Here is a 25790-nt window from a genome sequence, read left to right as displayed (position 1 = left end):
TATAGCTGCTGCAGCAGTTGTCGAAATACCATGCGATAAGGAGGATGCTTATGAAGCTCACAGATTTTTCTGATACATTTCACGTCCGCAGACTCTGTCCAGAGGATGTGAAAAACATATATGCGCTATGCAAGGCAAATAAAACCTATTACAAATACTTCAAAACAGCGCCAACACATGAAAATATCATGGAGGACTTATCCCGCACTCCACCGGGAAAGACTGCAGACGATAAATACTTCCTCGGCTTTTTTCAAAAGGATCAGACACTTATTGCGATTCTGGATTTGATCTTCGATTATCCGAAACCACAAATTGCATATATCGGTCTGTTTATGTTGGATGTTTCAGAGCAGGGAAAAGGAACAGGCTCCAATATCATGAAGGGAGTTTTTAAACAGCTTGCGAATCAGGGAATCACCTGTGTGCGTCTTGGCTGTATACACGGGAATGTGGAAGCTGCTTCCTTTTGGAAACACAATGGATTTTATACATTTAAAGAACAATTACAGGCTGTTGATGATCAGGTTGATTTAATGGAAAAGGCGCTGTAAAAACAAAATATAAACCCGATAAAATCAATTCTCTAAACATCGGGTTTTCTTATGCGATTCCGGTTATACTTTGAATGAAAGGAGGATGGTGATGGAGCTGATTACAGGAATCAACAGGGTCATGGCTTATACGGAGCAACATTTGAGGGAGGATTTGGATTGCGCTAAGCTTGCCCAGCTTAGCGGGTGCTCCTATGCGGATTTTCAAAGAGTATTCTCATTACTGAATCATATGAGTTATCTGGAATATGTCAAAGCGAGAAGGCTATCGCAGGCTGCTGTGGAAATTATTCATAGCAGGAAACGCATACTGGATATTGCATTGGAATACGGCTATGAAAGCGCAGATGTATTTGCGGCAGCTTTTCGCAGAGCCTTCGGCTGTTCACCGAGCCAGGCCAGAAAACAGAATCTGCAGCTTCCGCTGTTTCTGCCGAGATCCTTTGCTATCACTGTGCACGGAAATACAGAAATGAAATATGAAATAAAAAGGAAAGCCGGTATGCATCTGTCCGGTCATTCCGTGATTTCTACACAAAATGAAAATCGTTCAATAAAATTTTGGTCGGATGTAAAGGCAGATGGCACATTGCAGCGTATGATGCAGGAAGCAGCTACGGCAGTTTCCTACGGCCTGTGCTTCGGATATGATAAGTACGGCAATAACCGCTATATGATTGCGGTGGAAGGTATGCTGTCAGAAGAGTATGAGGCCTTTGCGCTTCCCGCGGCAGATTGGATGATATTTCAGAACACCGGACCAATAGCTGAGGGCTTGCCTGCATTGTGGAAAACTATTTATGCAGAAGTGCTGCCAGCGAGCGGCTATGACCGAAATGAAAGCATGCCGACCGTGGAGCTGTATGGAGAAGGATCATGTGAGGCAAAGGATTATCACATGGAAATATGGATTCCGATTATTCGGCGGTGATGCTGTACAGGCATATTTATAAATTCATGAACCTGTTATACTTTCATGTTAGTAAAGGATTCACCAAGCTGTAAAAGAAACGCAGCCGGTGGATGTAAAAACATAAGCATACAAAAGGAGTGCTAATGATCGTTGCCGTGCAATGGTTGTGAATACCCCTTTTTTGTGTGTACAGGATAATGCGATGTGCTGGTGCGTTAAGGTAAAAAAAGAAGATTTCACCTTGTCGTTAAACACGAAAGGGATTGATCTTCTAATCTCAATGGATATTTTCCGGCTTACCTTATGCGTCCTTCAACGTATTGAAGGAAGGCAGAACATGGGCTCTTTGTTTTGCCAATACTAAAATGATTGTGGAATTCGCTGAAACACCATTATATGCTGCTGAATTTATAGGCTGTCAGCTTTCACTCAGAGCATTGATATATTTCTGGAATGCTGTCTGATACTGGCTCAGCTTGTCTGTTTTTAAATCCAGATCGGATTTCGCCTTAATTTCATTGCTTTGAACGATTTTATCGGATTCCTTGATGCCCTTATACAGCTTTTCCCATGCAAATTTCACATCATCGTACTTCTTATCCTTTAATCCGTTCACAAAGGTGTTGTATTCCTCAAGCTTTGCAACAGCTTCGTTATACTGCTTTAATGTCAGTTCGATGTCCAGCTCCTCTCCTGTCGCAGAAGTACCGCTGGAAGTGTAATACCCGATATCACATAAACCGACATTCCAGATATTTGTAACATACCAGTCATTGATTTCACGCAGCTTGGCACTCACTTCCTTTGTAGATAATTCTGTTGAGCTTTCATCATTGCTTTTTGGTGCTTCCCCGCTCTTATCATCATTTCCTCCACCGCATCCGGTAAGCATAAGCATTCCTGCAAGTAAGACAAATAACAGCTTTTTCATAGAAAACGCCTCCTTTTGTTTATCATATCATGTTTTATCCGGTTTGGTGCAGGAAATCGTATGGTTTTGTATGTAAATATTACCAGTGAAATAAAAAAATCTGACAGCTTTTTACTGTCAGATACCTAGGCAGGCCGTCATCAGATACTGATTTGTGAGAATGAAGTTAAAAGTCAGGTATTCTGATGACGGTATCGTTATTATAAACGAATTTTGCATAAAATGCAATCATTTATTTATAATGTAGTAACTAAAAAGATTCTAAAATACTGTGTAAATATTACATATGGCATAATATAAGTTTAAATTTAGATGTTATGGTAACACTTATACTATAATGAACATATAAGTGGTGATAGTATGCAAAATGACGTGATGACTGATAAATTTATAGATTATGTGAATGACAGAATTGAGGATCTGGATATGACGAAGTCTTCTCTCGCAAGAAGTGTCGGGCTGGATAAAAACTCTGTAACAAAATATCTGAAAAAGGAACGGACGATGCCTCTGCATGTCGCTTTGAAAATAGCGAATTATCTGAATATGGATATCAGCAGAATCTGCGGTATTCAGACTGAGCAGGTGCTGATGCCGATAGAGCTGAATCTGATGCGGGAGCTGCGCAGTATCCGGGATGAAACATCACAGGTGCGTCTGACGCTTGATTTCATAAGTATTACCAAATCCTTCAACTCCTCTCATCGTTAGCACCGAAAGAACAAGACACCGGTTTGATGGTGTCTTTTCTGCTGTCTTGGCTTTTTTGAAGCAATCAGCTATAATGTTCATAATCAGGAGGTAGCCTATGAGAATCAATGAGAAGCGTTTATGGAATCATATACAGACACTGGGGCAGATTGGAAAAGCAGAAGATGGAAGTGTAACACGGCTTTCGTTCACAAAAGAGGATGAGGCGGCAGCTTTTCAGCTGACGGAATGGATGCGGGAAGCCGGTCTTCATGTAACGATTGATGCCTGTGGTAATATCATAGGTACGCTGAAGGGAGCTGAACCAAACCTGCCTCCTGTTGTTTGCGGCTCCCATTTCGATACGGTAAAGGAAGGCGGAATATTCGATGGCTGTCTGGGAGTGCTGACAGGTATTGAAGTATTGCAGACCATACGGGAAGCAGGAATACAGCCGCAGCGTTCCATCATGGTCATTGGCTTTCGGGATGAAGAAGGAAACCGTTTCGGATATGGCATGATTGGCAGCCGCTCGATTTGCGGGAAAGTGGAAAAAGACGGACTGCTGTCTGTGGATCATAAGGGAATTACACTTGCACAGGCAATGACACAGGCAGGCTATCATCCTGCGTGTTATGCGACCTGCCAGCTGTCATCGCTGGAAGCATTTTATGAGGTACATATTGAGCAGGCTGATGTTCTGGCAGCACAGAATCTCTCCGTGGGAATTGTTGAGGGGATTGCCGGGCTGGTGAGATATACGGTCACAATATATGGCAGAAGTGCACATGCGGGGGCAACACCGATGCATCGTCGTCATGATCCGGTAACCGCCATGTCCCGCTGGATTCTGCACATGACGAAGCTTGCGCAGCAGCAGCCGCATACGGTGGCTACAATCGGGGAAATTCATACCTACCCCGGCGCCTGCAATATCATTTGTGATCGTGTAAGCTTTTCTCTGGATCTGCGCTCTCTGGATGATGCTGTCATACAGCAAATACTGGATGTAATGCAGGAGTTTGAAGAAATGCTCGAACAGGAACAGGGAGTACGGATTGAACGCCGCCTGGAACAGCAGCTGCCGGCGGCGATATGTGATGAAGGCCTGAAGCAGGAGCTGGAGGTCTGCTGTAAAACACTGCAGCTGCCGATTCTGCGACTTGCCAGCGGCGCCGGTCATGACTGTATGAACTTTCAGGGCATTTGTCCCACAGCGATGATCTTTGTACGCTCTCAGCATGAAGGAGCCTCCCACTGTAAAGAGGAATACAGTACACAAAAGGACTGTGCAGACGGGTGTCAGCTTTTGCTGGAGGCATTCCGGAAGTATTTGTAAGCATTCAGGAAACAATTACCTATGCATAGACGTTTACAGTTTTGCTTCCTCTTTGGTATAATGAACACTGTTGTGCTCACCATATAATGTCGGGATATGGCCGACAGTCTCTACATCTCACCGTAAATGAGATACTATGGTGCTTCTTCTTTCATGGATATCATGGAATATGGTGAGGACATGGTTAAGGAGGAAAATATGAGCAAAATCGCAGATTTTTTCAAATTTAGGGAACGCAATACCAGCTATAAAAAAGAGCTTATCGCCGGTATCACCACGTTTATGACAATGGCATATGTTCTGGTTGTACAGCCCGGGGCAATCGTCGGCTATGGGGATGCCGCATTTATCATCGATGCCAACGGCGTCATGATTACGAAGGAGGCGATTGTTGTCACCTGTGCCATTATCAGTGGGCTGATTACGCTGCTGATGGCATTGTATGCAAACCTCCCGTTTGCACTGGCAACCGGTATGGGAAGCAACTTCATGTTCGGGGCACTGATTCAGAGCCAGCAGTTGTCCTTTGGCGGTGCTATGGCAATGACTCTGATTTCAGGTGTTATTTTTCTGTTGCTGACAATCTTCGGTATCCGTGATTTGATTGTTAAGGCGATACCAAAAAACATTAAAATATCGATTGGTACCGCAATCGGCTTCTTTATCGCCTATCTGGGATTCAAAAATACAGGGATTGCAGCCTTTACGGAAAGCGGAATGGGCATGGGGAATTTCACTGATCCTGCTGTTATGCTGGCCGTTCTGGGACTTGTTATCATCGCTATTCTGACAGCGTATAAGGTGAACGGTGCTATTCTGATCGGTATCGTTATCGTTACGCTTCTGGGAATACCGGCAGGGGTTACCACAGTGCCGTCTACCTTTGCCAAGGTTCCTGATTTCACAGGGCTGGGCAATGTCATGTTTAATCTGGATTTTAAATCCGTATTCAGTTTCTCATCCGTCATTCTGATCTTTACGGCGTTCTGCGGAGATTTCTTTTCTACGCTGGGGACAATTCTCGGTGTCAGTGCAAAAGCCGGCATGCTGGATGAAAACGGGGATTTACCGAATATCCAGCAGCCGTTTCTGGTAGATGCCATCGGTACCTGTGTCGGTGCGCTTACCGGTAATACGGTCATCACCACCTTTGTGGAATCCAGTGCTGGTGTGGAAGCAGGCGGACGTACGGGATTTACAAGTGTTGTGGTATCCGTTATCTTTATGATTATGGTATTTCTCTCCCCGCTGGTGCTGATGATTCCCAATGCGGCAACCGGACCGGCTCTGATTTTCGTTGGCTTTTTGATGATCAGCGGCTTTAAGGATATTGATTTCGCAGATTTCTCAGAATCCTTCGGGCCGTTTGTCATGATTATGTTCACTGTGTTTACAGGCTCTATCGCCAGCGGTATCTCTGCCGGTATTCTGGCATTCGTACTCATCAAAACAGCAACCGGTAAATTCAGAGAAGTACATCCGATCATGTATGTTATGGCGATACCACTGATTTGTTATTTTATATACGGGTAAAGCAAAAGATGCATGAGAGTGCATCTTTTTGAGAAAGGAAGTGTTGTATATGAAGCTGCAGCCAAAGGATAAAAAACAGCTGCTCAAGGCGGCTCTTGGTGAAATTCCAAGCGATTTGCTGATCAAACATGTTCAGCTGGTCAACGTGATTACCGGAGAAATCTATCCGGCCAATGTATTTGTTTATGATGGTATGATTGCACATGTGGAATATAAGAATCTGGATGCGGATCTGGACAAGGCAGCGACCGTTGTGGATGGACAGGGACACTATCTGATTCCCGGCTTTCTGGATGCGCATGAGCATATCGAAAGCTCCATGATGACGCCGCGTAATTTCGCAAAGGCAGTTCTTCCTCACGGGACAACGACCGTGATTACCGACCCGCATGAAATTGCCAATGTATGGGGCATGGAGGGCGTGCGTTATATGCATGACAGCGGAGAAGATCTCCCCATGCGTCAGCTGATCGATATTCCAAGCTGTGTGCCTGCCGTACCCGGTCTGGAGAATGCGGGAGCGGATTTTCTGGCAGAACAGATTGAAGAGCTTTGCGGCTTAAAGCGTGTCATCGGACTTGCGGAGGTTATGGATTTCCTTGCCGTTATCCATGGTGAGGACCGTATGATGGATATTCTGAAGGTTGCGGAGGATCGCGGACTGTATATGCAGGGACATGCACCGTATGTCAGCGGGCGGATGCTGTCTGCCTATCTGTGCGGTGGTCCGAATACCTGTCATGAAACACGGGCATCGGATGAGGGCTTGGAAAAGCTGCGCAGTGCAATGTATGTGGATGCCAGAGACAGCTCCATCACAAAGAATGTAAAGGATATCTGGGAGGGTGTTAAGCAGGTGAAATTCTTCGATCACCTGTGCTTCTGTACGGATGATCGCGAAGCGGATGATATTCTGAACAACGGACATATGAATGATGTAGTCCGCAATGCCATTCGATGCGGTATGGATCCGGTAACAGCTATTAAGAGTGCTACCTATAATACGGCACGTGAAATCAAAATCGAAAACCTGGGAGCGATTGCACCTGGCTTTGTTGCAGATATGCTGCTGGTGGAAAGCCTGGAGGAATTGAAGCCGAGTCATGTATTTTACAATGGTGAGCTGGTAGCGGAAAATGGAAAGCTGCTGGCAGACATTAAGGATGAAAGCTATGCTATTGAGCATCGCAATTCCATGCATGTGAAGAAGTTAAGCGTTGAGGATTTCCGTATCCAGGCTCCTGTGGAAAACGGGACGGTTAAGGTGAATCTGATGGAGTATAAGGATCTGCTGTTGTCCAGCACACTGGTAAGCTGTGAGGAGCTTCCTGTGGAAAACGGTTATCTGAAGCTGAATGATGATGATTTGAAGTTTGTAGCTGTCGTAAACCGTCATGAGGGGCACGATACAGTTGCACTTGGTGTTGTGCGCGGCTTTGGTACGACAACCGGAGCTCTTGCTTCAACGGTTTCTCATGATTCACACAATCTGACGATTGTATACGATACTGCAGAGAACGCGTTGCTTGCCGCAAATGAGCTGATTGCCTGTGGAGGCGGCATGTGTGCGGTAAAGGACGGAGCTGTGCTTCATACCTTGCAGCTTCCGCTGGCAGGACTGATTTCGCTGAAGCCTGCAGAGGAGCTGGCAGTTGACAATGCACTGATGAAGGATGCGAATCGTGCGCTCGGTCTTGTGGATATGGAAAACCCGCTGCTGAGAATCGTAACCCTTGCTTTACCGGTTATCCCGGAGGCGAAAATGTCCGATCTCGGACTGATTGACGTTTTAAAGAAGGAGATTGTACCGCTGTTTGCATAAAAACAAGGCGAGTTAAATGCGCTTAGTTTGTAATAACAACAACAGTGACAGCTGTTCATCACTTAAGGAGCAGGCTATGGGCGCTCTGCTTCTTACTTGGAAGCAGCGAGACCAGAACACTTTGAGAGATTGGGAATCAGGCTTATCAGCTTCGTGCGATGAGTCTGATTCCTTTGTTTATAACTGATAACAGCGGATAAAGCTCTGTTTTATAAAATCTGCTTCCTGTATTAAGACACGGGTATAAAACGGTAGTTAAAAATGGTATTTAATTTCAGTAATGCAGAAATGATTTATGGTACAATGAAGCTGTAATCGTCGTGCGTATGGCATGGGGAGGAGACTGTTATGGAGATAAGCAGAGAGGATCACCGTATATTTATAGAGGAACAGGGACAGCTGCCTGCAGAGTTTACATTCCCCTTTGTGGACAAGCAGGTCGTGGATATCAATCATACATTTGCCGATGTATCCCTGCGCGGACAGGGGATAAGAGGCGCACTGATGAAGGAGGCGGCAGCTGTGATAAGGAAGAAGTGCTGGAAATGTATGGCATTTAGTCCCTATGCACTTGCCTGGATGAAAAAGCATGAGAAGGAACAGGATATTTGGATGAAGGAGGAACCACGATGAAGCTGGCTTGTATATATATCAATGCACTGCATTTTCGTGATACGGTAAGCTTCTACGAGCAGCTGCTTCAGCAAAAAGGGAAGGAAGTTACTGCACAGCGATGGGTGGAGTTTTCCTGCGGGCATACGCTTGCCGTGCTGCATGCGGAATATGATGCGCAATGCGTACAAAAAGAACAGGATGTGGACGAACACTATAATAATGCATATGTCGAAGACTGCATACAGACGGTGAACCAAGGGAATGATATAATGGTTCAGAATTATGTTTGTGAGGATTTGCAGTCAGAATATACGCGTTTGAAAAATCTGCAAATCAGTCCGCTCTCTCCCTTATATTATGTTTCAATCTCGATGCCTTACTGGTATTTCAATATCACAGACCCCGAAGGAAATGTCTTGGAAATAACCGGGCCGTATGCTTCAGGCAAAGAATCGGTATAGTCAATCCCTTCCGGACACATACTAAGAATGGAGTGTGATGAACATGGAACAGAAGAAAAAATCCTGCTGTGACAGCGAAGAGCTGCTGCATGGTGAGGAAGCAAAGAAAACAGCCGGCAACAATCAATGGACGAACAATAACCTGAAGTATTATCCGGATGAAAGAGATCGTCAGGACGGTCCCGGCGGAAATTGAGAAAAAGGAAAGACTGAGCCTTCTATACCTGAAGATTCAGTCTTTTTCTTATCACGTTAGGACATCGTGTAAAGGAAAAAAGAAAAGCAGCTTAACAATCAAAGAAAGCTGCCTGGATTACCTATGGCTGTTACATGGTGAGTAAAGTGCAAATGACTCTGCCAGTGTTAAAGCCCCGGCTGTAGCTTTTTTTTATTTTCTTTTTAAAGCAAGCTTATAAAATAGTTTATGTAAGAAATATTATCATTTCTGATATGATATACAGCAGCATGAACATGTCTTGTGGCTGTTATTATCAGACATCGGATAAAATTTGCTGGATGGTGATTTCTTTTAATTTCTTTCGATATTCCAATTCCGCACCATGCAGATAATGCATGATTTTTTCTTCCTTTTCCTTTACCTGCTTTCTGGAATCAAACACCCGATCGACAAGGCTTGTACTCACAGCAAATTGCTCCTGCCCCTCGATGGCATTAAACAGGTCCAGAAAGGTGATGCGGGAGGGGGTTTTCAATAATACAAAGCCGCCGTTTTTACTGGCGATTGAAGAAACGATCTTCGCTTTGACCAGCTGCCGCATGATTTTTTTTAAATAGGAATCTGATACGTTCAGCTTTTTACTGAGCTCGCTGCTTTTTACCGGCCGGCTGCTTGTACTTATCAGCAGCACGATACAGATTGCCTGCTCCAGACTGCCGCGTATTCTCATACTCTCACCTTCTATCATGTATAGTATAGCTGTTTTTTCTTTGTCTTTGCAAGCCTTTTCCTTAAATCAAGCCGTCTTTTTCGTGTGAATTTTTCATAACAATTCTAAACTTTCTGTAAAGAGCGTTGACACAAGCATATAATGTACTATAATTCCAGTATTCCGTGGATATAGTATATCTATGGATAGAAAAGAAAGAAGAGGATATTATGAAGGAAGAATGGAAAAATATAGCAGGCAGTACATGGATCAAGGTTGTGCTGGCAGCGATTATTGTGATTCCCATGCTGTATTCAGGTATTTTTCTGGGTTCTATGTGGGATCCTTACGGAAATGCGGATAAAATACCGGTTGCAGTAGTAAATGAAGACAATAAGGTTACCTATAACGGTTCCAGCCTTCATATCGGGGAGGATCTGGTTGCGAATCTGAAAAAGGCAAAGGAAATGGATTTCTGCTTTGTCGATGCCGAAAAAGCCAGCCAGGGCTTAAAGGATGGCTCTTATTATATGATTATAACGATACCTGAAAATTTTTCATCAAATGCAACAACGCTCATGGATAAACATCCGAAAAAAATGGAGCTCAGGTATACAACGAATCCCGGTACCAATTATATCGCCTCGAAAATGGACGAGACAGCGATTGCAAAAATACGGGAACAGATTTCCGCTACTGTGACAAAAACCTATGCCGATACATTATTCTCCAACGTTCAGGTGTTGAGCAGCGGCTTGAAAACAGCGGGAAAGGGCAGTCAGAAAATTCAGAACGGATTATCCGACAGTATTGCGGGGAATCAGACCATCACGGATAATCTGAACACTCTTGCCTCCAGTACACTGACCTTTCAAGACGGAAGTGAAACACTGAAGCAGGGACTGCAGGCTTATACCGATGGAGTGGCACAGCTGCAACAGGGAAGCAGGCAGCTGCGAAGCGGTATCCGCACGATGAATGGAAAAAGCGTACAGCTTGTTAACGGCGCATCCTCGCTGCACACAGGAAGCGGTGAGCTGCAGCAGGGGGTAGAGGCGTATACAACCGGTGTAGCTGCCCTGCAACAGGGAAGTGAGCAGTTAATGCAAAGCTCTGCAGTTTTAAATCAGGGGGTGAATGCTCTGGCGCAGGGAACCTCCGATTTGCATAAGGGCAGCTCTCGTGTTCTGTCTGGTATGCAGGAGCTATCCACTGCAATAAAATCAAGTACCGACAGTCATGCTGATCTACTTGCTTATTTGCACGAAAAAAATACCGGCAGTGCAGATAGTCTGAAGCAGGTTACACAAGGGGCGGCGGCATTGGAGGCTCAGCTGCAGACAATCATAAACAAGAATACAGATGCGAGTCAGAGATTGAATGCAGCCGCACAGAAATTGAAGGATTTGCATGCTTATGAGGATACTGTGAATCAGCTAACAGAAGCGGCAGCGGATATGAATGATTTAAATCAGCAATATGCTGTGCTCAAGACAGGGCTCTCTAAGCTTTCCAAAGGAAGTGAGGAGATGACAGCTCTTCTCAGCGGAAACGATCAGGCATTGACGCAGCTGCAGCAGGGTCTTTCCACTGTACAGCGTTCACTGGATGCACAGGGCTCCACCGCGGAAGCCATGGGTCTGATACAGGGTATGCAGCAGCTTCAAAGCGGCCTTGCAGATGCTGATAAAGCCTTATCTGGTGAACAGGGACTGGCTTCGGGGATTCATGCTTATACAAAGGGCGTAGATACGATTAGAAACGGTCTTTCCACCTTATCACAGAAATCTACGGCTTTAACAGCCGGTGCAGCTCAATTACAAACAGGTACGACACAGCTGAACTCTGCAATTCCTGCTTTACAGGGCGGAATCACACATCTGCTAACGGGTAGTGATTCTCTATATCAGGGAGCCTCAGCATTAAACAGCAGCAGTCCGACATTATTAAACGGCTCTGCTCAGCTGCAGGGCGGCGCTTCTCAAATCAGCAGTGGTGCTCAGCAGCTTGCGCAGGGCTCCAATACACTGGGAGGCGGACTGTTACAGCTGAAGGACGGTTCCCATACGCTGACAAGCTCGCTGCATAAGGGAGCTGAAGAAAGCTCGGTATCAGCAACACAGAATACAAAGGAAATGCTGGCACAGCCGGTGGTCACAACTCATCAGGAATTGAGCAATGTGGAAAACAATGGTACAGCGATGGCGCCCTATATGATGTCTGTCGGGCTGTATGTTGCCTGCATGGCCTTTACTCTTATGTATCCGCTGTTGAAAAACACAGGTAAAACGACGTCCGGTTTGCGTATGTGGGCTTGCAAGGCTTCTGTTATGTATACGGTCTCCACATTGATGGCAGTCATTATGATCAGTGTGCTGATGCTGGTTAACGGCCTATCTCCCTATCAGACGCTGCTTACCTTTGCCATGGCGGCACTGGTTTCCGCAGGCTTCATGTCCATGATCGTTTTCTTTAACATCACCTGTGGAAAAATCGGAAGCTTTATTGTTCTGATATTCATGGTATTGCAGCTGGGGGGAGCGGCAGGTAGCTATCCGATTGAAACATCCTCCGGATTTTATAATGCGATTCATCCGTTTATGCCATTCAGCTACAGTGTGCATGCATTCCGCAATACGTTGGCAATCGGCGGATCCATTACACCGGATATTCTTGTCTTTGCAGGTATGCTTGTAGTCTTCTCTGTTCTTTCCATTCTGTTTTATCGCTGGAAAACAAGTGTCAGTGAAGAGCATTTTGAAAAGACATTGCTGGCGCAGTTTCATTAGTGCTTATGTAAACCAGCATACTTTGAACATATTATAAGCAATCTGAAAAGGACTTATCGAAGCGATGCAAACGTTCTGATTACTTTGCGGCCGATAGGTCTTTTTTCATCTGCTTCCATGCATAGAGAAATGAATTTTTCATCTTCTATATGCTTGTCCTATGCCTGTTATCAGTATTTTCATATTATGCAGTGAGGTGAAAGCCTCAGGTTAGGAGGAACTTATATGAAGTATGCGAATGGTGCGTGCTGTCCATGGATTCCCAGGGAGCGCGTAGCTGATAATGAATACTGCTATGATGATGTGGACTTTATGGAGCAGCAGCCTAAACATCAACGGCAGCAGGCACAGATGCCTGGTATGGCCTATGTACCGATGCAGGTATGGAAAAAACCGTATGAAAGAGAGATTGGGTTTCAAAGAGGAACGATTTTTCATGCTCTTGATAAACCCTTTCTCGGTGATGAGGGGGCGTGCTGATGATGAATAGAAAGCAACTGCTGAGAAAGCTTCAAATGCTGGATTTTGCGATTCAGGAAACAGCACTGTTTTTAAACTCACACCCTGATGACAGACAGGCAATGCAGTATTATCAGTCTGCCGTGAAGGAACGCGAGAAGACTGCAAAGGAGTATGAACATCTTTGCGGACCATTGACAAATCGGCAGAATCACTCGGATAGCTGGGAGTATAGCAAAGGGCCCTGGCCATGGGAAAGGGAGGATTGATGTATGTGGACATATGAAAAGAAGCTGCAGTTTCCGGTGAATATCAGAAAACCGGATCCTGCTTTCGCAAAAATCGTAATTTCGCAGATTGGCGGTCCGGATGGGGAACTGGCTGCCTCTATGCGTTATCTGAATCAGCGCTATGCCATGCCGTATGACAGTGTACGTGCGATGTTAACGGATATCGGAACGGAAGAATGCGTACATAAAAGTTATCCGTCAAAAAAAGCCTTTATTTATGGGAGATTTTCGGGTATAGGTAAAGCGTGAAATTATCTGCAGTGCCTCCATCACGTATCGAGCACTCTCTTTCATACTTTACACAGCGCAGGACCTCCTTCAGCATGGAGTTCTTTTCAAGGGCACTCATATTCTCGTACTGCAAGAGAAGCTGCTCTGTCATCGGGATGATGCTGGTGGCACTTTCAATGCGTTTGTTCTCTTCTATTATTTCCTGCTGCAGTGTCTTCTGCTTCTCTTCGATTTCTGTTATTCTGGAGGATATCTTCTGAGAACGTTGCAGGAAGGTGTCCACGTCATAGATGCCTTTTTCCAGAAAGTCGTGAATGTTATCATTCTGCTTGTTCAAATCCACTGTCTCTTCCCGCAGATCAGCCAGCTGGTTCTGCAATATCTGAAGAATACTGTCGTCGATCTGTGTGTGGCCATTGCTGATTCTTAGTTTTTCTTCCTTGATATATTCTGCCAGAACTTCGATGAGCTTCTGTTCAACATCATCAAAAGGTGCACTGACATTCCTGCATTTATTGTTGGGGCAGATCAGCCCGGTTCGAATGTTTTCTCTTTGATACGGACGTCTTTGCATCTTGGCACCGCACTTCGCACAGATCACAAGCCCTGCCAGTGGATTTTTCATTTCTCTAGCGGAGGTCGGCAGTGGTTTATGCATGGAGAATTTCTTCTGGACCTGGTCGAAGAGCTGCTGATCAATGATAGGCGGATGAATACCGTCAGCCAGCAGGTAGTCATCACTGCGGGGACGGCTTACAGATACGGAGCCGTTCTTTACTCTTTTACGCTGTCCTCTCCACCCCCAGCGGATCTTCCCAACATAGACCGGGTTCTGTAGGATATCTCTGACAGTAGGGTACACCCATTGTTTACCGGTCTTGGATGGGATCGCCATTTCGTTTAGCTGATCAGCAATGGTGGAGATGCCATGTGCTCCATATGCATACCAGCGAAACATCATCCTTACGACCTGCGCTTCCTTCTCCAGCGGTTTTAATGTGAAGCCCTTGTCGTTCTCTATCTTGATGCGTTCATAGCCGTATGGAGGCCGGTTGCCCACATATTTGCCTTCCTTAACGGATGCCTGTCTGCCGTTGTTCAGTCTGCGTTTGATCGTCTTATATTCACGGCGGGACATGAAAAGTCCAAACTCAAAATACTCTTCATCGAACTCGTTGTTTGGATCGTATGTTTTAATCGGTGTGATGATCTTCGTATCGGACAGCTTGAAGGCCTGGGCTACGATGCCCTGGTCGATCGTATCACCTCTTGCAAGACGTTCTACCTCCATGACCAGTACGCCATCCCATACACCCTGTTCCACTTCAGACAGAAGCTGCTGCATCATCGGTCTGGACGCAATGGTTTCTCCGGATACGACTTCACGATAAATGTCAGCAATCGGCAGGTGCTGACGTCTGGCAAGCTCCAGGAGCGCTTTCTCATGACGGGCAAGTGTTTCTCCTTCACCACGCAGCTCCGCTTCTTGGTCAGCACGGGACTTCCTCAGATAAATTAAATATTGCATGTTGATACCTCCATTTACATTTTATGTTCCGATGTGGTAAAATAGAGGCATAGAAAAAGATATGACTGGCGAGGTCATTTTTCTATGCTTGATATCAGTTGGCGCTGATATCGGACACTCTCTGTTGGCGCAGGGAGTGTTTTTTTATTTGCTTATAATGTCATTAAAAATTTTCTGATATTCTTCAGCTTGTGATGCTTTTAAATCTCCGTTGATTCTAAGGAGATACTTTCCATTTCGATACATATACTCTTGTAGAAATTGCATCTTTTGTGTTATTGATTTAATATAATCATATCTTGCTTCAGCATCATCTTGTGTATCAAACACCTCTATGGATCCACCTATTGGATCTTTTTTATCCTGTTTGTATCTTTTGTCTGAAAATGCTGCTTTTCCAGTATAGGCACCGGTTTTACCCATTAGCTTATTAGGATCGGTATCGGCTGTATATACAATGATTTTATCAATGTTTTTGCTATCTTTTTTTAGAGCATTTGCAATTTCCTCGGCAGTGTAGTCCTTATTTGTCTTGATATCAAATAAAGCGTTCAAAAGAGGAATATCCTTTTCTGCGTATACACAGTACCCGAGATAGCTAACTCCTGCTATGAAAACGGTAGCAATAATAATAAGTATTATATTAAGTGTGCTAAGTTTTAGTTTTTTTTTACTATTTGCTGAATGCTCACGTATTTCTTGCTTTGCATCTTTTGATTTTATCAACGATACAGCTGCAAGTACTGCACAAATCAAGCACCAGAATGCCCAGATATTCAAATCCTTAAAGTTCCCCGCCATTGTGAATCCACATAATGCCGCAATGCCATAAAGTATTATGATAGCGATGTTACCGCCCTTTGTACCTTTTCTGGTAACGATTGACACGATACCGCCAGCAAGCATCATAATGGATACAATCAATCCTGCACTACCACTTACCTCCCCAGATGCTTCTAAAGCATTTACTGTTCCAGCAGCACAAGACTGCAACAGCACAAACAAGCAAAGTACGATAGATAAGATTCCAGATACTAATTTCCAAGTTTTCATTTTTTCCCTCCATTGCTTTTTATGTAAACATCAGCTGATGTGTTTACTAATAACTTTCCCCAAGCATATTACTGAATCATTTATATGAATATCCTCATACTTTTTATTGTGACTAATCAAAACACTGTCACCAAGTTCTTTTACAAACGCTTCACCATTGATCATGAAGATACCTATTTCACCAATATGTATTTCAGATTGCTTCTTTATCAGTAGCGTATCGCCATCGTGATACGTAGGTTCCATGCTGTCCCCATTTACACCGATAGCGAAATCTACATGCATGTTATCCATCTCATTTTCTATTTCTATCATTTCTGGTGGAATGTCATCGAATACATATTGCCCGGTTCCGGCAGATGCTACATGGCCATAATAGGGTACTAATATAGGTGGCTGCAGCATTATGAATTCCTTTGCATGCTCTGTCCGCCGTTCATATTCTTTTTGTAAAACTGTATCTACCATATCTTTTCCGTGTTCATCAAGAGCGCGGTATTTTTTTATTAAGTTTAGTTCATTAACAGTAATACTATTTGAATTGACAACTTTTTCCTTTATATATCCATCAGCTAGAGCATCTGTTTCCAAACCTAGAATATCGCATATTCTCATAACTTTTTTTACACCCGCATTTTGAATACCACTATTCAACATGGATTGAATCGTAGTCGCAGGGATATTCGCTTCTATAGAAAATTGTCTTATACTTCTATATTTGTTTATGATTAGTTCTCTTAGTTCATCTTCTAAAGACATATCTATACCTCCATGTCTCAATAATACATTAAAAGCATACGAAATTCAATACGTATGAACGAAATTAAGTAAAAATATTCGAAAAACAGTTGACATAAAACTTAATTAAGTTTATCATATGAATGTGGTGAACGGAATTAAGTTCATCATCGTGCTTGAATAAGCATAATGATTTAGAGCCGATTATTACATTTGGGCTGTATAATTTACTTTTCTAAAAAGAATGTACGAGCTGGACTGCCAATCCAGTAAGCCATTGAAATGATTTTATAGCCTCTTGCTATTGCACTCTTTACAACAGATGGCTTTGAGGTACAAAATTTCTTTTTTCTCATTATATCACCTCCTTTGTACAGAGGCTCTAAATCACCTAAATTATACCATAGAAAGGGTGTGAGGATGATTTGTATTATATTTTAGAACGAGAGTTAAAAAAGAAAGGTTTAACACGCAAGAATATTTCGGATAAATTAGGTATTTCTATTAGCACTGTCTCTTGCAAATTGAATGACCATTCGGAGTTCACCATTAAGGAATGTAAGGAAATTCGTGAACTTTTAAATTTTAATGGGACAATCGATGAATTATTCAAAACAGAATAGGAAAGGAAGTGAGAAAATGAACAAAAGGAAAAAGAAAAAGGCTTCATCCAAATCTGCCAATTTGAAAAAGCCAATTTCATTATTGATTGATGGCAAAGAGATAGCCAAAACTATTTGTCCTTATCTAGGTCGCCATTTGCCCATTGATGATAAATCTGGAGAAAGTCGATAGTTGCAGTCATAGCTGTACCGACAATAGCTTTTGCTACTTCGTTTTGATATTTCTCTAAACCTTCAGGCGTTGGTTCAAAACTAATCGAAACACCTTTAGATAGTGGAGATTTATCAATAACTTTAGCTACTATTTCTTCATCATTTATCAACTTTCGAAAATCATTAAAATTCTTACTCACGGTTTCACCTCCCCTCACAGACATTATATCATACAGGAGGTAAAGATATTTTTGAAATCAGTGATTCAGATTAGGAAAGGTCAATTCAAAAGAATACGCATACCTTATAAAGGAGGGATGTAATGGATGTGACAGGAAATGTAATTGCAGATTATATGCGAGGGAATACCCGTATAGTTATATTGGATGATGCGATAGAACCAGAAGAGGAGCAGGAGCTCATCTATGAACGTGTCAGAGATATCATCACAAGATCATGTCTGCGTAGACAAAAAGAAAAGGATGCTTCATCCGTCGAAAGTGCAGCATCCAAACTCAAACCCTTATAAAAAGATTCATCTTTATTATAAGGGATACAAAGTGGAAAAGCAAGGGAGTGAATTGCAGTGAATGAAAGAAAATGGTTATTAGCTTTTATACTATCAATTATTGGAATTATTCTTAGCGTTTTGTCTCTTATTTTGGAATGATTTGATTTTTGATTTTATATTTATCAGGAAGCGGCTTAGCGATAAAAGTACAAGCAAAACTTTTGGTTGGTGTAAATACAGTCATTTTTAGGATAGTTTCTTTGTGTAATAGAGGGAAATCTAAAAAAGTGAAATATCCTTCTTTTGAACCATGATAATCGATTCTGGCTCCTATCAAGTTATCCTTGTTTAAGGCGTATACAACAGCTTTGGAAGAATAATTTTTAAAATGAATTAAAAAACTTGACTTATCGAAGGTGTTTGTCCAATTAGAGGGAAATACCTGCGCTTCATAAATTTTGCCCATGTATTTTATTTTAGCGCTTGAAATAGTTGTATCGCTTGTGGATAAATTCAATATTTTGGATGAAACCATTAACACACGTTTTTCTGTATAAAGTATGTATCCGAAAGAAAAGTTATTCTCATCATCTGCAGTGATTTCAAGTTTAACAATTGATTTCATATATCCTTCCCATGATATATAGGCGGAAACAAGAGAAATACCCATAGCAGTAAGTGCTATCCAATTTTCTGATAGCCAAATTGTAATATCATTCACAAAACCACCCTTTCTTTACACATAATCATATCACATAATTGCCAGAAAGGAGTTTAAAATTTATGGATAATACTATCACATTATCTGTTGAAGAATTAAACAACATGATAGACGAAAAAGTGCATGCAGCACTAGAAAATGCTAAACCAGTGAGAGACGAACGAATGAAAGCTCTGGAAACGCATTTTAGAGAAGAAATATACAATAAAAAGATAGACTTGAATTGGAACACTTCGTGGACTGCTATCAGAACATCGGTAGCGTTAAAGATGGGTTATCGGTCAGCATCGAAAGTGCCACAGCACCGATATGATGAACTATTAGAAAACATAAAGCATGAATCAGAAATAATACTGGAGGTTTTTTCAAAGGAGAATAAAAATGGAATTACAAACATTTAATAGCACGCAATTCGGTGAATTGAGAACAGCCGAAATCGAAGGAAAGATTTATTATTGCGGCAACGACGTTGCCAGAGCGTTGGGTTATGCAAGACCTAATGATGCTATAAACCAACATTGCAGGTATACGGTAAAACACAGTATACCTCATCCACAGAATCCAACAAAAGAATTAGAAATGTCATTTATCCCAGAAGGTGATGTATACCGATTGACAGCACGAAGTAAGCTGCCACAGGCAGAGAAGTTTGAATCATGGGTATTTGATGAAGTATTGCCACAAATCAATCATACAGGTGGATACAGAGTACCTCAGAATCCAATGAAAGCATTACAACTTATGTTCGATGCTCAGAAGTCCATAATCGAGGATCAAAGAGAAACGAAGTATCAGGTTGAAACACTGGATAAGCGTATGACCTTCCATGAAGAAGAACAGGAATTGAGTAAAAGGCAGTATGACTATATATCTGGTAAGGTGAGTAATCGTCTAAAAGAAGTAAAAGAGGTACGTGATTGGCATTTGAATCCTAAACAAGCAGGAGAGCTACGGCACGGGCTTAATGGTGATATTTTGCGATATATGGGTGTTAGATTTAGAGGTTCTATTGCAAGAAAAGATTTTGAAAAGGTCTGTCAGTTTATCGAGGGATGGGACCCGTCAAGCGTGACATTACAAAAGATTTCGGAATTGGAAGAAGTGGAATAATGATGTGGGAATACATAGTAATCGGTCATGCAGTATTAACAATATACCTAGTTATCAACATGTACAACACCCTGCGTATGGGGGTTATATGCGACCCGATTGTTTTGCTGGAGAATCATTATGAAAACCATCTATAACCGCATGGATCCAGACCACTACGATGATGAGTGGCAGCTGTCAGCAGACGAGCTGGCAGACCTGCAGGCGGAAGATGCAGAAGCTAAGAAAGAAGAAAGGATTACAGAATATGAATGACATCATGAAAAAGGTCATTGTATGTCCCAAGTGTGGGAAACAGGAATATTACGGTATGCTGCACTGGAGAGACGGAAAAGAAATGTGTCGTAAATGTATCTATGACGTGTGGGAAAGTGAAGGACCTTGGAGAAGAACCCCAAGTGATGAAGTTTTCCCGATCTACGAGGATGGCAAAGATTACACACTTATGACAGCTACTGAGCGTAGCACAAAATCAACACAAGAAATATTTTAAGGAGGAAGAGATATGTTACCAGCAATAAAAGTCTGGAAAATGGACTACAGTTTTATCATCAAGAATTATCTTAACCCTGCATTATGGCAGAAAACATGGACGCTGTTTGAGTATAAGGATTTTGTCATCACTATCAAATTGACAAAAATTGAAACGGAAAATATGAGAATTGTGTTTCGCCTGAACCTGCGGGACAACAGTAGACCGAATACATGGGGAGATCAAGAGGATGTATCATATTCCCTCAAAGGCAGCAGTATCAAATTTCTTATTAAAAACATAAACGGAGCTATATTCAGAATGATCAGTTATCACGAAAGGAACCATGTGCTTGAAGATTTACCCGTATATATAGATGCTAAACAGCAGGGTGATATCGAAATAGAGAAATTAACTGTCTTAGCATCCGAATTTTTGGACGACGAAGGCGTTACAAACGAGGAAATTAGAGAGGCGTATATTGACAAGTATGTAGATGATAACAAGCAAAACGATAAATACATTCAGAGGCTACGTAGCGCATACGAATATCATTTACTGACTGACTTTTATCTCGTGTTTGCAGAATCAATAGGTGACGATGCAAAGTATCAAACAGTCATGGATAAGCTGGAAGAGAACGAGATTGAAAATGTCTTAAAAGAAATCAACCAGTATAAGACATACATTGAAACAGACGATTATCAGGAGGAAATGAAAGGCCTTCTGGAAGAAATTTAGGAGGAAAATGTATGAGCAAAGTAATATGTGTTATGGGAGAGAGCGGAAGTGGTAAAACGACCGCAATGCGCAATCTTCCACCGGAAGAAACAGTATATATTGACTGTGATAAAAAAGGTCTCAGCTGGAAAGGCTGGCGCAATGAATACAATGCAGACAATAAGAACTACATGGTCAGCGATGATGCAGACAAAATTATGCGTATGCTTGTCAAAATCAGCGACAAGCGTCCAGAAATCAAATATGTAGTCATTGATACAATCAATGGCATCATGGTGGGCGATGAAATGCGCAGATGCAAAGAAAAAGGCTACGACAAGTGGATGGATCTTGCACAGTGTATATGGAATATGGTGGACACCGCTCCTACGCTGCGCGATGATCTCAATATCATATTTACAGCACATACGCAGACAGAGCGCGATGACAGCGGTTATATGTTTACTCGCATCAAAACGAGCGGAAAAAAGATTGACAAAATCTGTCTTGAAAGCAAATTCACAACCATCCTGAATGCAAAAGCTGCAGGCGGACGCTATGTATTTGAGACACATGCCAAGAACAGTACAGCAAAAACGCCTATGGGAGCATTTGAAGAGGATGAAATTGATAATGACATTATGGAAGTTATCAAAGTATTGGAGGAGTATTGACATGACGAGAAGTTTATATGAAATCAATGCAGCATACTTGCAGCTGTTTGAAAGAGTTGATCCAGAAACAGGAGAGATTCTGTTTACAGATGAGGAATTGGATGCAATCAAAGAAGAATTTGAAGTAAAAGCTGATAATATCGGCTGTTTGATTAAAGAGGTGAAGGCACTGATCAAGGCAAGAAAAGAAGAAATCGATGCTCTTAAAATGAAAAATGATTCAGACCAGAAGCGAGTCGATCATTTGGAAAAATACTTGTTAAATGCGTTGATGATGCGTGGTAAAAAGAAACTTGCTACCGCCAGAAACACCATAAGTACGAGAAACACAAAGTCAGTTTCTATTGATGCAGAAATTCTCATACCTAAAGAATATTTAAAAGTGAAAACAGAAACATCGCCGATGAAGAAAGAAATCGGTGCAGCACTGAAACAAGGAATTGACGTGCCTGGCTGTAGTTTAGTAGAGAAAACGTCATTAACAGTTAAGTAGGAGGATAAAATGGAACCAATCAACGGATGGAATGAATTAGAAGAAGCTGGAAGTTTTGAAAAAATTGAGTTAGGCGGACACATATGTGCAATCGTTGGCGCGCGCACAGAAGTATCTAAAAGTGGAAACAAGATGCTCGTTATAGCATATGACTTCGCACCAGAAGATAAACAACCAGGTTATTATGGTGCAATGCTTGCAGCGGATAGAAAGAAAGACCCGAATGCAAAGTGGAGAGGTACATATTATCAGGGGTATGGAACAGAACAGTCAAATCCATATTTCAAAGCTTTCATCAACCGGATACTGGAATCTAATCCTGGATACATATGGTCTTGGGATGAAGGAAGCTTGAAAGGAAAGAAATTCTGTGGCGTATTCGGTAGGGAAGAATATCTGAATGATAAAGGAGAATCAAAATTTTCTACTAAGTGTATGTATGTGAGAGCTGTTTCTGAAATCGACAACGTAACAATTCCAGAAGACAAGCTGCTGAAAAAGACAAGCGTACCTTCTGGTGGATTTACACCACAGCAGGCATATGCCAGCCATCTGGATATAAGGGATGATGATCTTCCTTTCTAAGCAATGAGCAAGTTGTATAAGCGCAACGGTGTCTATTGCATAGATGCCGTTGCATTAAAACAAACGGATGAAATGTTTCTTGATTGTGGAGATACGCTGGAAGTCGATATAAAGCTCATTGATAGACGGCATATAACAGATAAACAAAGGCGCTTTATCTTCGCTTTATGCGGAGAGATAGCACGATATACGGGCTATGATTCAGAATGGGTGAGAATGGAATTACAACAACAGTATGCATCAGTAATGGAAATAGAAGTGGAAAGTCTGTCTTCCTGCAGCATGACCTACGCAAACGGCTTAATACGGGCTATTATTGACTATTGCATATATAACGAGATACCGTTCGCAAAGAAGATTATTGCGGACTACGATTATACATTCGACGAAAAGCAATCATATGCGTTGGCTTTAAAAAGAAGATGTGTAATATGTGGGAAACACGCTGAGATACATCATGTTGATGCGATAGGTGCCGGAAATAACCGTCAAAAGATATCGCATGTTGGAAAACGTGCCTTGCCATTGTGCAAGGGATGCCATATAAAATGTCACACGATAGGTAATGAGATATTCATACAAGAGAATCACTTATCACCTTTTATCATTGATAAGAAAATGGAATATTTTATCAAAAAAGGCGAATTAAAGGTGTTTGATGATGATTAACTACCCAGACGGACGTAAGTATACCTCTGCACAAACACCTACTGAAAAGCCTAAAAAGAGCAAATACGGAGCGGTTAAAACAGAGGTGGATGGGATAATGTTCGATAGTAAGCGCGAGGCATCCAGATATCAAGAATTACGGCTACTGGAGCAGGCAGGGGAGATAGCCAACCTCCGCCTGCAGGTGCCTTATATACTCTTTCCAAAAAATGAGCATGGAAGAGCCTTGAAGTATATTGCAGACTTCGTCTATAACGACGATACAGGCGCTCTGGTAGTCGAAGATGCAAAGGGACACTCTACAGACGTTTATAAGATTAAACGGCGCCTAATGGCGGAATTAAAGGGTATTGAGATAAAGGAGACATAAAATGAATTGGGAAGATATGAAAATCCTCGTAGAGAAATGCGTGCCAGAACAGTTGCTTAAAGAGTACGATATGTGCATCGAAATAAGCTGTACAGGCGCCAACACGGACGAAACACGAATCGAGATAGACTACAGCAAATGTGAGATTTTTGTCACAGAAAGCTAACAGATTGAGGTGGTGAGGATTGGAAGAATTAGGAACATATGTGAATTTATTTCGAAAATTCACTGAATGGGAATGGTACAAGGATGTGCCTGTGAAAACACTGTTCCTACATTGTTTGATCAGAGCTAATTACAGAGCTCAGAAATATAAAGGGAGGACTATAGAACGAGGAAGTTTCGTGACATCCCGAAAAAATTTATCTTTAGAAACAGGGTTGACAGAACAACAGGTTAGAACAGCATTGGGCAAACTAGTAGACACTAAAGAAATAACCAGAAAAACAACCAACAAGGAAACGGTCATAAGTGTAGTAAACTACGACAAATATCAGCCTAACAGGCTAAGTAAAGACCAGTCAATCAACCAGCAGGATAACCAACAAGCAACCAATGAGCAACCAACAAATAACCAACAAATAACCATCAATCAACCACAATATAATAAAGATAATAAATACAATAAAGAAAATAATCTTTTAAGTAATATAAACAGCCTTCCTGTTTCTCCTTTCCCGGATGTTGAAAAACAGCTTGAAGAAAAAGAGCAGGAACAACAAAAGTTATATGGTACACCAATCATAGAACTGTATGAAGAACGCTTTAACCGCTTATTATCACAAAGGGAGCTGCAAATAATCTGCCAATGGAAAGAGGAGTATGACGATAAGCTATTACGTTATGCATTCAGGGAAATGTTGGTACAGGATAAAAACAGTGTTGATTATGTTGATCGTATCTTATTAGATTGGAAAAAGAGAGGGCTGACAGCCGAGCAGTACGAGGGAGGAGAGAGATAAGTGGTTAATAAAAATATGACAACCTATGATAACATCCTGGATTTCATCATAAGACGTCAAGGTGAGTTGGGCATCAGTAACCGTAAACTTGCAAAAATAGAGCACTACATGAGCAATTAAGTTTATTTTAAGGGAGGGAAAATGGAAAGCTATATCAAACATGGGGATTGTCTTGAAGTAATGAAAGATATTCCAGACAAAAGTATTGACATGATACTGTGCGATCTCCCTTATGGTACGACACAATGTAAATGGGATGTTGTTATTCCGTTTGATAAGTTGTGGGAGCAATACTGCAGAGTAGCAAAAGATAATGCAGCTATTGTTTTGTTTGGCGCAGAGCCGTTCTCAAGCCGCCTGAGGTTGAGTAATGTACAGATGTATAAATATGACTGGATATGGGATAAAGTCAAAGGCACCGGATTTTTAAACGCAAAGAAACAACCATTAAGAAATCATGAAGTGATATGTGTGTTTTATAAAAGTCAATGTACATATAATCCACAGATGACATCAGGACAGCGGAAAGTATCTTATAGGCGTAAAGGGTTGCAAACCGATGTGTATGGACAAGCAGATGAAGATTATATCTATGATTCCGCTGCACGCTACCCACGCAGTATACAGGTATTCTCGGCAGATACGCAGAAATGCTCATTACAACCTACACAGAAGCCTATAGCTTTACTCGAATACCTTATCCGGACCTATACAAATGATTACGATATTGTGCTTGATAATTGTATGGGATCTGGATCTACTTGCATCGCAGCGCAGAACACAAATCGTAAATACATAGGAATAGAATCAGAAGAAAGTATTTTCAATACAGCAAAAGATCGAATCAAAATGAATAAAACACAGTTACAGCTTTTTTAGAGAGAGGTGTAAGAA

Annotated in this window: 32 protein-coding genes, 2 pseudogenes and 1 riboswitch; of the genes and pseudogenes, 27 read left to right on the top strand and 7 right to left on the bottom strand. The window is 42.0% G+C overall.

What is annotated here, in order from left to right; genetic code table 11:
• The first annotated feature begins 50 nt into the window (after positions 1-50).
• On the top strand, positions 51-554 hold the full coding sequence (locus G4D54_19875) for a GNAT family N-acetyltransferase (protein QJA04525.1): 504 nt from the start codon (positions 51-53) through the stop codon (positions 552-554).
• 91 nt (positions 555-645) lie between these two features.
• Complete coding sequence (locus tag G4D54_19870; protein QJA04524.1) at positions 646-1485, top strand: AraC family transcriptional regulator; 840 nt, start codon at positions 646-648, stop codon at positions 1483-1485.
• A gap of 400 nt (positions 1486-1885) precedes the next feature.
• Here G4D54_19870 and G4D54_19865 read toward each other — a convergent pair whose 3' ends face one another.
• Positions 1886-2398, bottom strand: coding sequence for a hypothetical protein (locus G4D54_19865; protein QJA04523.1), 513 nt, complete (start codon positions 2396-2398; stop codon positions 1886-1888).
• Positions 2399-2758: 360 nt separating this feature from the next.
• Here G4D54_19865 and G4D54_19860 point away from each other — a divergent pair, with 360 nt between their 5' ends.
• The 7 genes from G4D54_19860 (at position 2759) to G4D54_19830 (ending at position 9054) form a co-directional block, all read left to right on the top strand.
• Positions 2759-3109, top strand: a complete 351-nt coding sequence (locus G4D54_19860) for a helix-turn-helix transcriptional regulator (protein ID QJA04522.1) — start codon at positions 2759-2761, stop codon at positions 3107-3109.
• A 97-nt stretch (positions 3110-3206) separates the two neighbouring features.
• Positions 3207-4427 (top strand): Zn-dependent hydrolase, encoded by a 1221-nt coding sequence (locus tag G4D54_19855; protein ID QJA04521.1) that lies wholly within the window; start codon positions 3207-3209, stop codon positions 4425-4427.
• 59 nt (positions 4428-4486) lie between these two features.
• A riboswitch (purine riboswitch) is annotated at positions 4487-4584 on the top strand.
• Positions 4585-4625: 41 nt separating this feature from the next.
• Positions 4626-5960 (top strand): NCS2 family permease, encoded by a 1335-nt coding sequence (locus tag G4D54_19850; GenBank protein QJA04520.1) that lies wholly within the window; start codon positions 4626-4628, stop codon positions 5958-5960.
• A 49-nt stretch (positions 5961-6009) separates the two neighbouring features.
• Complete coding sequence (gene ade / locus G4D54_19845; protein ID QJA04519.1) at positions 6010-7782, top strand: adenine deaminase; 1773 nt, start codon at positions 6010-6012, stop codon at positions 7780-7782.
• Between the two features lie 348 nt (positions 7783-8130).
• Positions 8131-8415, top strand: a complete 285-nt coding sequence (locus G4D54_19840) for an N-acetyltransferase (protein ID QJA04518.1) — start codon at positions 8131-8133, stop codon at positions 8413-8415.
• Entirely contained in the window at positions 8412-8858 is a 447-nt protein-coding gene (locus G4D54_19835; protein QJA04517.1) for a hypothetical protein, read from the top strand. The genes G4D54_19840 and G4D54_19835 overlap by 4 nt, the downstream gene beginning before the upstream one ends.
• A 43-nt stretch (positions 8859-8901) precedes the next feature.
• Positions 8902-9054: a hypothetical protein gene (locus G4D54_19830; GenBank protein ID QJA04516.1), complete on the top strand. Its 153-nt coding sequence runs from the start codon at positions 8902-8904 to the stop codon at positions 9052-9054.
• A gap of 295 nt (positions 9055-9349) precedes the next feature.
• Here the strand turns inward: G4D54_19830 and G4D54_19825 are convergent, their stop codons facing one another.
• Entirely contained in the window at positions 9350-9766 is a 417-nt protein-coding gene (locus G4D54_19825) for an Rrf2 family transcriptional regulator (GenBank protein ID QJA04515.1), read from the bottom strand.
• A 209-nt stretch (positions 9767-9975) separates the two neighbouring features.
• On the opposite strand from G4D54_19825, the gene G4D54_19820 reads away from it, so the two are divergent.
• From G4D54_19820 to G4D54_19805, 4 genes and pseudogenes are all read left to right on the top strand, one after another.
• A complete protein-coding gene (locus G4D54_19820; protein QJA04514.1) occupies positions 9976-12534 on the top strand; it encodes a YhgE/Pip domain-containing protein in 2559 nt (852 codons plus the stop codon).
• 225 nt (positions 12535-12759) lie between these two features.
• Entirely contained in the window at positions 12760-13014 is a 255-nt protein-coding gene (locus G4D54_19815) for a spore coat associated protein CotJA (protein QJA04513.1), read from the top strand.
• Positions 13014-13262: a spore coat protein CotJB gene (locus G4D54_19810; GenBank protein ID QJA04512.1), complete on the top strand. Its 249-nt coding sequence runs from the start codon at positions 13014-13016 to the stop codon at positions 13260-13262. The genes G4D54_19815 and G4D54_19810 overlap by 1 nt, the downstream gene beginning before the upstream one ends.
• 3 nt (positions 13263-13265) lie before the next feature.
• Positions 13266-13472 (top strand): annotated as a pseudogene (locus G4D54_19805) (spore coat protein CotJC).
• 22 nt (positions 13473-13494) lie between these two features.
• On the opposite strand, the gene G4D54_19800 reads toward G4D54_19805, so the two are convergent.
• The 3 genes and pseudogenes from G4D54_19800 to G4D54_19790 all read right to left on the bottom strand — a co-directional run bounded on the left by G4D54_19800 (position 13495) and on the right by G4D54_19790 (position 16854).
• Positions 13495-15042: a recombinase family protein gene (locus G4D54_19800; GenBank protein ID QJA04511.1), complete on the bottom strand. Its 1548-nt coding sequence runs from the start codon at positions 15040-15042 to the stop codon at positions 13495-13497.
• A 711-nt stretch (positions 15043-15753) separates the two neighbouring features.
• Positions 15754-16095, bottom strand: a pseudogene (locus G4D54_19795) (hypothetical protein).
• A 30-nt stretch (positions 16096-16125) separates the two neighbouring features.
• The gene (locus tag G4D54_19790; protein QJA04510.1) at positions 16126-16854 is read right to left on the bottom strand and encodes a helix-turn-helix transcriptional regulator; all 729 of its coding nucleotides are present in this window, start codon (positions 16852-16854) and stop codon (positions 16126-16128) included.
• Between the two features lie 404 nt (positions 16855-17258).
• Here G4D54_19790 and G4D54_19785 point away from each other — a divergent pair, with 404 nt between their 5' ends.
• A complete protein-coding gene (locus tag G4D54_19785; protein QJA04509.1) occupies positions 17259-17456 on the top strand; it encodes a helix-turn-helix transcriptional regulator in 198 nt (65 codons plus the stop codon).
• A 110-nt stretch (positions 17457-17566) separates the two neighbouring features.
• Here the strand turns inward: G4D54_19785 and G4D54_19780 are convergent, their stop codons facing one another.
• Positions 17567-17809 (bottom strand): hypothetical protein, encoded by a 243-nt coding sequence (locus G4D54_19780; GenBank protein QJA04508.1) that lies wholly within the window; start codon positions 17807-17809, stop codon positions 17567-17569.
• A gap of 122 nt (positions 17810-17931) precedes the next feature.
• Between G4D54_19780 and G4D54_19775 the strand changes: the two genes are divergently transcribed.
• Positions 17932-18138 carry a hypothetical protein gene (locus G4D54_19775; protein ID QJA04507.1) on the top strand — a complete coding sequence of 69 codons (207 nt, stop codon included), beginning with the start codon at positions 17932-17934 and terminating at the stop codon, positions 18136-18138.
• Between the two features lie 127 nt (positions 18139-18265).
• Here the strand turns inward: G4D54_19775 and G4D54_19770 are convergent, their stop codons facing one another.
• Entirely contained in the window at positions 18266-18841 is a 576-nt protein-coding gene (locus G4D54_19770; protein ID QJA04506.1) for a hypothetical protein, read from the bottom strand.
• Positions 18842-18903: 62 nt separating this feature from the next.
• Here G4D54_19770 and G4D54_19765 point away from each other — a divergent pair, with 62 nt between their 5' ends.
• From G4D54_19765 to G4D54_19710, 12 genes are all read left to right on the top strand, one after another.
• On the top strand, positions 18904-19242 hold the full coding sequence (locus tag G4D54_19765; GenBank protein ID QJA04505.1) for a hypothetical protein: 339 nt from the start codon (positions 18904-18906) through the stop codon (positions 19240-19242).
• Positions 19223-19951 (top strand): BRO family protein, encoded by a 729-nt coding sequence (locus G4D54_19760; protein QJA04504.1) that lies wholly within the window; start codon positions 19223-19225, stop codon positions 19949-19951. The genes G4D54_19765 and G4D54_19760 overlap by 20 nt, the downstream gene beginning before the upstream one ends.
• A 247-nt stretch (positions 19952-20198) precedes the next feature.
• Complete coding sequence (locus tag G4D54_19755; GenBank protein QJA04503.1) at positions 20199-20444, top strand: hypothetical protein; 246 nt, start codon at positions 20199-20201, stop codon at positions 20442-20444.
• Between the two features lie 12 nt (positions 20445-20456).
• The gene (locus G4D54_19750) at positions 20457-21164 is read left to right on the top strand and encodes a hypothetical protein (GenBank protein ID QJA04502.1); all 708 of its coding nucleotides are present in this window, start codon (positions 20457-20459) and stop codon (positions 21162-21164) included.
• An 11-nt stretch (positions 21165-21175) separates the two neighbouring features.
• On the top strand, positions 21176-21817 hold the full coding sequence (locus G4D54_19745; GenBank protein QJA04501.1) for an ATP-binding protein: 642 nt from the start codon (positions 21176-21178) through the stop codon (positions 21815-21817).
• 1 nt (position 21818) lies between these two features.
• Complete coding sequence (locus tag G4D54_19740) at positions 21819-22310, top strand: siphovirus Gp157 family protein (GenBank protein QJA04500.1); 492 nt, start codon at positions 21819-21821, stop codon at positions 22308-22310.
• Positions 22311-22319: 9 nt separating this feature from the next.
• Positions 22320-22895 (top strand): hypothetical protein, encoded by a 576-nt coding sequence (locus G4D54_19735; protein QJA04499.1) that lies wholly within the window; start codon positions 22320-22322, stop codon positions 22893-22895.
• 3 nt (positions 22896-22898) lie between these two features.
• Positions 22899-23564 (top strand): hypothetical protein, encoded by a 666-nt coding sequence (locus G4D54_19730; protein ID QJA04498.1) that lies wholly within the window; start codon positions 22899-22901, stop codon positions 23562-23564.
• The gene (locus G4D54_19725) at positions 23557-23934 is read left to right on the top strand and encodes a DUF1064 domain-containing protein (protein ID QJA04497.1); all 378 of its coding nucleotides are present in this window, start codon (positions 23557-23559) and stop codon (positions 23932-23934) included. Before G4D54_19730 ends, G4D54_19725 begins: the two co-directional genes overlap by 8 nt.
• 1 nt (position 23935) lies before the next feature.
• Complete coding sequence (locus G4D54_19720) at positions 23936-24100, top strand: hypothetical protein (GenBank protein QJA04496.1); 165 nt, start codon at positions 23936-23938, stop codon at positions 24098-24100.
• Between the two features lie 19 nt (positions 24101-24119).
• A complete protein-coding gene (locus G4D54_19715; protein ID QJA04495.1) occupies positions 24120-24896 on the top strand; it encodes a DnaD domain protein in 777 nt (258 codons plus the stop codon).
• A 141-nt stretch (positions 24897-25037) separates the two neighbouring features.
• Positions 25038-25775 (top strand): site-specific DNA-methyltransferase, encoded by a 738-nt coding sequence (locus tag G4D54_19710; GenBank protein QJA04494.1) that lies wholly within the window; start codon positions 25038-25040, stop codon positions 25773-25775.
• The last annotated feature ends 15 nt before the right edge of the window (positions 25776-25790 follow it).

This window comes from [Clostridium] innocuum (assembly GCA_012317185.1).
GTDB lineage: Bacteria > Bacillota_I > Bacilli_A > Erysipelotrichales > Erysipelotrichaceae > Clostridium_AQ > Clostridium_AQ innocuum.
The sequence above is the reverse complement of the archived record's forward strand: the minus strand, read 5'-3'. Positions and strand labels throughout refer to the sequence as shown.